The following is a 10,350-nucleotide window of genomic DNA, read 5'->3' as shown; positions in this document are numbered from 1 at the left end:
GTGGACTGGCGACCCGTTTCGTGCCGCAAACGTCCTGCGGCGCAGACTCCTAGCGGGTCTTGAGTCGCCCGTACACTGCCGTGCCGGCAGGAAGTTTCGCTGGATGACGGAGAGGTTCGTGCACGGCGTCAGGTGTCTTGTGTCGGGGGTGGGCTCGATCGGTCACGGCCGGGAAGACGTTCTCGGCGCTGACCAGTGCCTTGATGGCCACGGCGACAGCAAGATCGTCCGCCGCGTAACCAAAAACGCCGCTGTGCGATTCGTCGTCATCGACGGGGAGGTGCTCGATGCGTGCCGGGCCATCGAGAGTCTCCGACACTGCCGCCTTCACGGTGCCGACATTCAGTGCCGCGAACCTCCCATTGCGTCCGAGGCGATAGCCCTTTGCCTGGAAGGCGTTTCGGACATGGCCGACGGCGGCCTCGTGATTCGGAACACCAAAGTACTCGAGCCAGTTGACCGACAGATGATCCTCTCCGGCCCTGAGCTCGAACGCGGCTGCCATTGGCAGGCCATCCCGCCCGACGGCTGTCGGCTTGCTGTACCTCGACACGTGATCGGCGTCGGGCAGTTCGGTGCCGAGCACTCAGAGCGGTCCCCGGCGAATGAACGCTCGGACTGCGTCCAGGGCCCGGTCCTTCGGCAACGTACCGTTTACGCGGAACGGTTGCCTGCCGCCCGTCGGTCTGGAGATCGCAGCGAATTGGATCAGTCCGTCGCGGAGGAACTTCATGGCGAGGATTCCGCCGTCTCCAACACGCCACTCGGCCTGCAGGTGTCCGTCGGGACTGAGTCCGATCTCCGGCTCGTCACGCTGTGGCTCGCTCGCGAAGAACAGGGCCAGCTCCCTTAGTGAGGTGAGCGCCATGGTCGGTTCGTCGGGATCCTCCTGGGAGCACTCAAGGAGGTAGTTGAGTCTCGTCGCAATCGTGCGGAGCTCCAGCAACGGCAAGACCTCGATGATCTCGTTGTGCTGCCTGGCAGCGATGATTCGGTTGACCAAACTTGCAGCCGAATCATCGGTCGAGCTGTCGACGCTCCCGCTGACGTACTCCGCCGCGAGCGGCCAGATGACTGGCAGGTCGCGGCGGAAAAGCCCTGCGGAATCCTCGTCGCGGGTGAAGCCGGGGGCAAACTCGTTGCGCGCCAATGCCTCCAGTGCCGCGGTTCTGCGAACGTCCTCGAAATCCGGGCTGGCCGTGACGTCTGACCAACTCATGCCTGTTCACTCCCAAGCAGTACGGCGAGCGCGGAGAGGATGAACGTCTGACGCTCCGGCCAGCGCTCAATGGCGGCGCGCAGCCCGTCTACATCCAGCGGGCCCTGGTGGTGCACGTTGCACTCCAAGGCGATCCGCTCGCCGTTCCTCGGTGCGTCGCCAATACCGATCTGACACACGGCATCTCCGGCGTCCAATGCGAACTTCGGCGTCATCCCCAGTACGGCAGGCTCGTCGCTCAGCCACTTCGCCCCAAAACGCTCCATCAGCCAACGCTGGGGATTCGATTGAGGTGCCGATACCTGGCAGTTGAGTCCGAGGCTGCGATAGGGCACGTGAGGGAGCTTTCGCAAGTACGCGGTCACGAGCGGGTGCACACGGTAGCTGTCCCCGAACTCGGGCCCGCTCTGTTCAGCGACGGTCAGACGCGACTGATCCACGGACCACTCGACGCCGTTCTCGTACTTCACGACCGAGACGGGAGGCGTGGTGAGCGTCTCCGCGACCTTCCAGTCCGGGGGCACGATCTCGCGCGACACCAGAAAATCGGGATTGAGAATCGACGGGTTGTGGAACTGCGCGGTCACGACGACGCTGACCGAATGCAGGCTGATGGGTGGGTCCTCGGACATCTGCGGGCGCTCTCCCATGAGACGCGTAGCCGCGTGACGAGGGCTGCCTCCCCGTCCGGACCCCCTCGCGCCGGCCCAGAGCGCCCCGAGACTATACACCGGCGCTGCCTTCGCGCCGACGCAGACGGCTGTTGATCGCCTTATCGGGCGCGCGTGTCGGCCAGTGCACCTCCTCTGATCGATAATGCCACGGACCGGAGGAACTGACCATGACACGCACCATCAGTCTCACGCTGTCGCTCGTTCTGCTCGCCGTCGCCGCCCCGGCCGGGGCGCAGTCGGAAGCCTCGAGCGCAACCGGGTACCTCACCCCGCCGCAGACCATCGTCGACATCCTCGACGCGCCGCCCACGCCGACCGTGATCGTGGGACCGACTCGCGACGTGGCGGTGTTCGTCGAGCAGCGCAGCATGCCGCCGATCGGCTGGCTCGGCCGGCCGATGCACCGGTTGGCCGGCTACCGCATAGACCCGCGCAACAGCGGGCCGTGGCGGGCGCCCGAGATTGCGGCGCTGACGGTCGTACGCCTGGATATCGAGGGCGGCACAAGGAAGGCGGGAGCAGAGGACGTGCGGGTGCTCGCGCCGCGAGGCACGACGCTCGGCTGGCCGAGCTTCTCGCCCGCCGGCTCGCATCTTTCCTACGCCGTGCTGCGCGACACCGGGATCGAGCTGTGGGTGGTCGACCTCGCGACCGGCCAGCCCCGGCCGCTGACGAGCGCGTCGCTCAACGCCACCTCGGGCAACCCGTGCGAGTGGCTGGCGGACGACAGCGGGGTCCTGTGCCGTTTCCGGAGGTCGGCGCGCGGGTCGCCGCCGTCGCCGCCGCGGCAGCCGGCCGGCCCGAACGTGCAGGAGCACGACGGCGCGCTGTCTCCGGTCCGCACCTACCAGGATCTGCTGGGCAACGCGTACGACGAGGCGCTGTTCGAGTACCACTTCACCAGCCAGGTCGAGACGGTGGCTCTGGCTACCGGATCGCGGACCGCCATCGGCGAGCCGGGGCTCTACGCGCGCGTCTCCGGCGCGCCGGACAGCCGGCACGTGCTCGTCGAGCGCATCGAGCGGCCGTTCTCGTGGCTCCTCCCGGCGAACCGCTTCGCCCGCTCCGTCGAGGTCTGGACGCGCGCCGGTGACCCGATCACCGTGGCGAAGAAACCGCTGGCCGACAGCGTGCCGATCGGCGGCGTGGCCACCGGGCCGCGCGGCCACCGCTGGAACCCGACCGCGCCGGCCACGCTGGTCTGGAGCGAGGCGCAGGACGAGGGCGACCCGCGGGTGGAGGCGCCGCACCGCGACTACCTGTTCTCCCTCGACGCGCCGTTCGACGGCGAGCCGCGCGAGCTGGCCCGCACCGAGCACCGCTTCTCGACCATCGCCTGGACGGCGGACGGCACGGCGCTCATCACCGAGACGGATCGGCCGACCCGCTGGACCCGGACGTCGCTGCTCTATCCGGGCGGGGGCGACACCCGGCGGCTGTTCGACCGCAGCGCCGAGGACGTCTACAGCGATCCCGGCTACCCGCTGCGCCGGCCCGGCGGCGGCGTGGCGAGCGCGACGATCCTGCAGGACGGCGACGCGATCTACCTGGCCGGCGCCGGCGCCTCGCCCGACGGCGACAGGCCCTTCGTCGACCGGCTCGATCTCGCGACGCTGGAGACCGAGCGGCTGTTCCACACCGAGCCGGAGACCTACGAGACGGCGGTCGCGGTCCTCGGCACGGACGGCGGATTGCTGCTGACGCGCCGCGAGAGCCGCACCGATCCGCCCAACTACTTCCTGCGCGCCACCGCGAGCGACACCCGGCATGCGCTGACCGACTACGCGGATCCGGCGCCCATCCTGCGCGGCATCGAGAGGCGTTTCATCACCTACACCCGCGACGACGGCGTCGCCCTGTCGGCCACGCTGTACCTGCCGCCCGGCTACCGCGACGGCGACCGCCCGCCGATGCTCGTCTGGGCCTACCCGCGCGAGTACACCAACGCGGCGGCCGCGGGCCAGGTGCGCGGATCGCCCTATCGCTTCACCACGCTGCGCGGGGCGTCGCACATGCTGCTGCTGACCCAGGGCTACGCGATCCTGGACGGGCCGACCATGCCAATCATCGGGGAGGGCCATTCCGCGAACGACACCTACCGGGAGCAGCTCGTGACGAGCGCGGCGGCCGCCGTCGACACGGTCGTCGAAATGGGCATCGCCGACCGCGACCGGATCGCCATCGGCGGCCACAGCTACGGGGCGTTCATGACCGCCAACCTGCTGGCGCACTCCGACCTCTTCCAGGCCGGCATCGCGCGCAGCGGCGCCTACAACCGGACGCTGACGCCCTTCGGCTTCCAGAACGAGCGCCGCACGTTCTGGGAAGCGCGCGACATCTACGCCGCGATGTCGCCGTTCTTCCACGCCGAGAAGGTGAACGAGCCGATCCTGCTGACGCACGGCGAGATCGACAACAACTCGGGCACCTTCCCGGTGCAGTCCGAGCGCTTCTACCATGCGCTGAAGGGCCACGGGGCGACCGTGCGCTACGTCACGCTGCCCCACGAGTCGCACGGCTACGCGGCGCGCGAGTCGGTACTGCACGTCGTCGCCGAGATGCTCCGTTGGTGCGACGAGTACCTGGGGAAGGGAACGACCGAGTAGTCGGTTCCCGCGGGCGACGGTCCGGTTCCCAGGGGATTCGCGAGCTGCCCAGGGAGAGGGTTCCGGACGCGCTACAATGGAAGGTCGGCCAGGAGTCTGCGCCGTAGAACGGTGCAGACTCCTGGCGCTAGTTCGGCGAGATCCTTCAGCAACAGGAAGACGCGATGTCAGAACATACGCACGAGGTCACGGACGGCAACTTCGAGGAGTCGGTGCTCAAGTCGACGCAGCCGGTGCTGGTCGACTTCTGGGCGGAGTGGTGCGGTCCGTGCCGCATGATCGCGCCGACGGTCGAGGCGCTGGCCGCGGACTACGACGGCCGCGTCACGGTCGGCAAGATGAACGTGGACGACAACCCGGCCACGCCGGGGCAGTACGGCGTCCGGTCGATCCCGACCCTGCTGCTCTTCAAGGACGGCCAAGTCGTCGAATCCGTCGTGGGTCTCGCCGACAAGGCACGGCTGCAGGCGGTCATCGACCCGCACGTCGGCTGAGATCACGTTCGGCCGCGGGGGTCGTCCTGCAGGGCGACGCCGCGGCTCTTGAAGATGCGCCGGCACCGCGCGGCCGGTCGCCCCGCGCGCCACGCTTCGTCAATCCAGCCGATGCGCATCCTCATGATCCCCGTCGGGAGCGCAGGCGACGTGCACCCGCACGTCGGCATCGGGCTGGCGCTGCAGCGGCGCGGGCATGACGTGTCGGTGCTGACGAGCGCCTACTTCGAGCCGCTGCTCTCGCGCGTCGGTCTGCCGCTCGTCCCGATAGGCACGGTGGACGACTACCACCGAACCCTCGAGCACCCGGATCTCTGGCGTCTCCACCGCGCGCTCGGCGTGATCGGTGACGCCATTCGGCCCCACGTGACCGAGATCGCCCACGTGCTGCGGGAGCAGGCGGCCGGCAGTCCTCCTCTTCTGGTGGCGCACCCCCTGGCGTTCGGGGCGCGCGCCGCGCAGGAGGCCCTCGGCCTGCGGCTGGTGACGCTGCACCTGCAGGCGACCGGTTTCGTGAGCAGGCACGACACGGCGGTGCCGCACGTGTGGCTGCGGTCGGTCAACCGGTGGCCGATGCCGGTCAAGCGGCTGCTCGTGGCGGCGGGCGACCGCCTCTCGGACCAGGTGCTGTCCCCCGTCGTGAACGAGCTGTGCGGCGAGTTCGGCCTGCCTCGAGCGCGAAACATCGTACGCGAGTGGTGGCACTCGCCGCAGCGCGTCATCGGCTTGTTCCCCGACTGGTACGCCGCCGTGCAGCCCGACTGGCCGCCCCAGACGCGCCTGACCGGCTTTCCGCTCTACGACGAAGGCGAAGCGACCCCGCTCACGCCCGAGCTCGACAAGTGGCTCGACGCGGGCGAGCCACCCGTGGTCTTCGCGCCGGGCACCGCCAACCGGCAGGCGGCGTGGTTCTTCCGGGCCGGTGTGGACGCCTGCCGCCGCCTCGGCCGCCGCGGTCTGCTCCTGACGCGGTTCGGCGAGCAGATTCCCGCTCCGCTACCGCCCGGGGTGCGGCACGCGGAGTACGCTCCGTTCGGATGCCTGCTGCAGCGGGCGGCCGCCCTCGTGCACCACGGCGGCGTCGGCACCCTGGCGCAGGCGCTGCGGGCCGGCCGCCCGCAGCTCGTGATGCCGATGGCGTTCGACCAGCCGGACAACGCCGTGCGGCTCGAACGGCTGGGAGTGGGGCGCTACCTGCGGCCGTCCCGGTTCACGGGGACGGCGGTCGCGCGCGAGCTGGACGCGCTGCTCGGTTCGGAGGATGTGGCCCGAGCATGCCGCGTCGTCGCGAGCCGGTTCGTCGGCATCGATCCGGTGGCGCAGACCTGCGACCTGATCGAGGCGGCCGCGTGAGCGAGTGTCGTCAGAACCCGAAGCCGGCGCTGACGTGAACGCGCGCACCGCCCTCCGGATCGCCCGCCACGTCGATGGACATCGGAAAGCCGAACCCCGGCGGCAGGAAGAAGACGCCGGCGCCGGCGCCTTCCCGGAACCGCGCGTTCCGGATCGGCCGGCCCGCGTCGTACACGGCGGCCGTGTCATAGAAGAAGCGCAGCCCTACCCGGCCTTCCGACAGCACCGAGGTGATCGGTAGCCGCAACTCCATCGACGCCGCGGCGATCCGGTCGCCGACGGCGGCGCCGGCGCGCCAACCCCGGAGCGTGCCGCCCGCGGCCGGGCTCCCGCCGAGCAGCGCCCGTTCGTAGGGCGGCAGCGGAGCGGACGCCCCCGCGAAGAAGAAGCGCGCCGCAAGCACCGCCTGGCGGCCGACCGCGCGGTACGCCCTGGCGTCCAGGCGGGGGCGCGTTATCGCGCCGGCGCCACCCTCGATCGCGAGTCGCTCGATGCCGGCACGAACCACCACCGTGTTGCGGCGGGCGTTGGCGGGCGTCTCTCGATAGTCGCCGTAGTCGAGATAGGCGACGGTGCGGACGAACCGATCCGCGCGGCCCGCGAACCGCGCCTCTTCCCACGCCGCCTCCCCGTTCATCCGGAACCCGCGCGGGAGCCCGCGCTGTGCCGCGACCGCGAAGCGAGCCCGGTCGACGTCCATGTCGAAATACGGATGGCGCCGTCGGCCTCGGGATCCAACGGCCCACAGGCGGTCGATTACCGATCCGCGGATCGGCGTCTCCATCTCCAGCGCGATGCGCTTGTGGCCGCCCCAGGTCGCCGGCACGGACAGCCGGCTGCCGGGACCGAACGTGTCGATGAAGCTGGTCAGCGCCCCGTATGCCACGCCATAGCCTTCCCGGTGGTCGAGGATGGGAGCGACCATGAGCCGTCGTCCGGCTGCCGCTAACGCGCGCATCACGGGGTTCGAGAAGCGGGCGCCCGGACGCTCGCGCACCACGATGACCAGGGCGACCTGGTCGGTGGCGGTCAGCGATCGATAGCGGCGTCGCACGTCGACCGTCTCGAACCGGCCGCTCGCTTCGAGCCGCTGCCGTACCGTCTTCTCCAGGTCCGGGCCGGCCGCATCGCCCAGGGTGACGCCCGTGAGTGCGACGACCTCGGCGTCGGGCAGCGAGAGGTTGCCGTGGATCCGGATCTCGGCGACGGTTTCCGCGGCGATGAGCGCCCCGCCAAGGAATGGTTCGGCGGTGGGCGAGCCCGGCGCCGTGGATTCCTGGGCGAACGCCGCTCCGAACGCCAGCGTAACGATGACCGTCGCCACGGCTACCGGCGTGATCCGGAGAACGGCACGCCGCGCAGGCGCGGTCAACCGATGCGGCACGATCACCGCCCGGTATCGAGGGGGCGGAGGCGTCCTCCGGTCCGGGCCTCCCGGTAGTTGGAGAACGTTCGGCGGTAGGCCACCGTGGTCGATCCGCTCGCCATCGTCATCACGCCCGATGCTTCGATCCGCTCCGGGAGCCAGACGCCGTCCAGCGGCCGGCCCATGGTCATCGACGCGGTCAGCCCGTCCAGGCGGATGAGCCAGCGCAGCGGCAGGAACTCGAATCCGATGTTGTCGAACGTGAACCGCACGATCTGCTGTTCCGCGGGATCGATCCAGAGCGTGACCAGCGCGCCCTTGTTGAACTCCTCTTGCGCGCCCGGCACCCGGATGGCGGGCCGGTCGCATTCCTCGTCGCCGGAATCGCGTTCCTCGAAGAGTCGCTCGGGAAGGTACTCGATGCGCAGCACCTCGCGGGCCGCGACCCGCTCGCGGCCCGCGAAGTAGTAGTTGCCCGGCTCGAACTCGAAGTCGAGCCAGTACGACTCGGAGAGGAAGCGCGGGCGGAGATCGGCCGCGGCGGCCAGATCTGCGGGGTCAACCGGGTCGGACGGCTCGCGATCCTGCTGCTCTGTCCCGTCGGCCCGTGGTTGCGGCTCGGTCGCACCGCCCGGCGCACACGGGTTCTCCGACGCGTCTCGCGCGCGCCGGGCCTCGTCTTCCAGCCAATCCGTCTCGTACCGGCGCCAGTCCGACTCGCTGGGCGTCACGCCGTCGATCCGCACCGGGCTGCGCACGAACACCCCGTCGCGCCGGTACCAGATGTACTCCCGCGTAAAGGCGTCGTACACCTCGCCGTCGTAGCCCGTCACCGTGAACTGTTCCAGCTCGTCGAATACGTACTGCCGCCGCGCGAGACGGTTCTCGTCCCGCCGGGCGAGCACCTGCTCCATGAAGCGGTCCAGCTCGTTATCCTGGTTGCTTTCCTGGGCCACGGCGGCACCGATGCAACCGACGGCCAGCGTACCGACAAGACCGATGCCGCCGACCGCGCGTCGCCAGAACCGCATCGGACGAATCATAGACGAACTACGCTTGCGGTACCGGGCCAATTACACTCGTTTCGGATTGTCCGGGCCGTAGGATGGAATCTGGGCACTTGTCGATGTCTCGAAGCTCGCCGGACCGACCCGTGAACGTCACCGCTCCGGAGCACAAACTCGCCATGGTCCAGAAGCTGGCCGCGCGCGAAGGCGACAGCCGTTCGGACCTCCTCGCCCGTGCTGCGCTCAGCTCCGCGGAGCGGCAGTCCGCCCGAGTGACGATAGGCATTCGCCGGAGACCGTCATTCTAACTCCTCGCCGACCGAGAGCCCTTTCGGATCTGCCGCCAGACACTTGAAAAAGCCCTGAACCGTGCGGTACTCCGAATTGAGAAACTCGTCCACCTTCTCTCGAGTGGTTCTCTCGACCTCCTCGAACGACCCGGAGGAGAAGGTTTCCTCATCCACGAGAGGATGGCGATAGACGTAAACGTAGCTGTCTTGCCACTCCCAGACGAGCTTGTCTGTCGCAACATCCTCTTCGCGCATGAACTTCTCGATCCGCTCGATGACAGGTCTTGTCTTGCGGTTCAGCTCGAAGTACAGGTTGGCGCTCACTCTGCGATGCGAGAATGTAAGCTCCCACCTTATTCGCCACTCAATGCCCAACGCCTTTGCAACATCATCCATCCGCCAAGTCAACCAGAAAGATCTCCCATATTTGTCGGGCGCCGGTCTTGCCTTTATTCCCCTGGATGCATTCAGAAACGACTTTATCGACGTCATCAGCCGTTTCGGTTCCCGCCGGAAGTCCTCCAGGAGTTGATCCAAGGCACCCCGATAATCGCCCGGTACTTCTGTTCGCGGCAACTCTGTGTCCTCCTGCCTTTCCTGCAGGAGTCTCTTCAGGACGGGTTTGTGCGTTTCCACCAACTTGGTGAAATAGTTTCTCTCCAACCTGGATGGAGTGGTCAACCTCTTGACGACGTCGAGATAGTGGGACAAGAAGGCCCGCACCTCAGAGTTCTCCGCATCAACGCTGTCCCGGATACTCTGGATCAGTTCCTGGACGTCTGACCAGCTCACGTGGATGACTTCGCGCTCGGCATCGTCTCCTTCACGTGAGGTCGTCAGCAGGACGCTACGGACGTCGTCGCACTGGCCCTTGTACCTCTTCCGAAAATCTCTCTCGTAGCCCTTTACCTGTCGGTAGTGCTCGCGAGACCTCTCGACTGTCTTGTTCTCGACGATCATCCACCGACGTGCCCCCTTGAAGAAAAGGGCGATATCCGCGTAATGCAACTCTCTCTCGACTCTGACGTCATCGTTCTCGAGACTGGTTTGGGGAATGAGCTTGATTCCCGCGGCGCCTGCGTTGTCGTTCAGGCGTTCGATGAACTCCTGCAGGAACTTGCTGCCCGTGCGGTGAGTTCCGCCGGGATCCAACAGCCACTGCAGGACGTTGCTGTGGCGGATTTCGAACTCTGCGTTGCGGAGGACGTCGAACAGATTGAACGGTGGGTTCTGGTGTACTTGGTAGTACTGCAGAAACTCGAAAGACTCGATCAGGTTCTTCAATTGTCTTCGTTTAGCGGTTCCGGGCAAAAATCCGCGTGTTGGGGGTAGAGGTCTTGA

The 10,350-nt window shown here is 67.9% G+C and carries 9 protein-coding genes; 3 read left to right on the top strand and 6 right to left on the bottom strand.

Going from position 1 to position 10,350, the window contains the following annotated elements; genetic code table 11:
• Positions 1–49: 49 nt before the first annotated feature.
• From F4X11_16980 to F4X11_16970, 3 genes are all read right to left on the bottom strand, one after another.
• Positions 50–586, bottom strand: coding sequence for a hypothetical protein (locus F4X11_16980; protein ID MYN66698.1), 537 nt, complete (start codon positions 584–586; stop codon positions 50–52).
• The gene (locus tag F4X11_16975; GenBank protein ID MYN66697.1) at positions 587–1,150 is read right to left on the bottom strand and encodes a hypothetical protein; all 564 of its coding nucleotides are present in this window, start codon (positions 1,148–1,150) and stop codon (positions 587–589) included.
• A 65-nt stretch (positions 1,151–1,215) separates the two neighbouring features.
• Positions 1,216–1,851, bottom strand: a complete 636-nt coding sequence (locus F4X11_16970; protein ID MYN66696.1) for a hypothetical protein — start codon at positions 1,849–1,851, stop codon at positions 1,216–1,218.
• 209 nt (positions 1,852–2,060) lie between these two features.
• Between F4X11_16970 and F4X11_16965 the strand changes: the two genes are divergently transcribed.
• The 3 genes from F4X11_16965 to F4X11_16955 all read left to right on the top strand — a co-directional run bounded on the left by F4X11_16965 (position 2,061) and on the right by F4X11_16955 (position 6,346).
• Positions 2,061–4,499 (top strand): prolyl oligopeptidase family serine peptidase, encoded by a 2,439-nt coding sequence (locus F4X11_16965; GenBank protein ID MYN66695.1) that lies wholly within the window; start codon positions 2,061–2,063, stop codon positions 4,497–4,499.
• A gap of 164 nt (positions 4,500–4,663) precedes the next feature.
• Complete coding sequence (gene trxA, locus F4X11_16960) at positions 4,664–4,993, top strand: thioredoxin (protein ID MYN66694.1); 330 nt, start codon at positions 4,664–4,666, stop codon at positions 4,991–4,993.
• A 54-nt stretch (positions 4,994–5,047) separates the two neighbouring features.
• Positions 5,048–6,346 carry a glycosyltransferase family 1 protein gene (locus tag F4X11_16955; GenBank protein ID MYN66693.1) on the top strand — a complete coding sequence of 433 codons (1,299 nt, stop codon included), beginning with the start codon at positions 5,048–5,050 and terminating at the stop codon, positions 6,344–6,346.
• Between the two features lie 10 nt (positions 6,347–6,356).
• Here F4X11_16955 and F4X11_16950 read toward each other — a convergent pair whose 3' ends face one another.
• The 3 genes from F4X11_16950 to F4X11_16940 all read right to left on the bottom strand — a co-directional run.
• Positions 6,357–7,736: a BamA/TamA family outer membrane protein gene (locus tag F4X11_16950; protein ID MYN66692.1), complete on the bottom strand. Its 1,380-nt coding sequence runs from the start codon at positions 7,734–7,736 to the stop codon at positions 6,357–6,359.
• On the bottom strand, positions 7,733–8,743 hold the full coding sequence (locus F4X11_16945) for a hypothetical protein (protein ID MYN66691.1): 1,011 nt from the start codon (positions 8,741–8,743) through the stop codon (positions 7,733–7,735). Before F4X11_16945 ends, F4X11_16950 begins: the two co-directional genes overlap by 4 nt.
• A 275-nt stretch (positions 8,744–9,018) precedes the next feature.
• Positions 9,019–10,350 (bottom strand): hypothetical protein (locus F4X11_16940; GenBank protein ID MYN66690.1); only part of this gene is annotated, 1,332 nt, incomplete at its 5' end.

The sequence above is a fragment of the Acidobacteriota bacterium genome (assembly GCA_009861545.1).
Taxonomy (GTDB): domain Bacteria; phylum Acidobacteriota; class Vicinamibacteria; order Vicinamibacterales; family UBA8438; genus WTFV01.
This window is presented reverse-complemented; position numbering and strand designations above follow the sequence as displayed.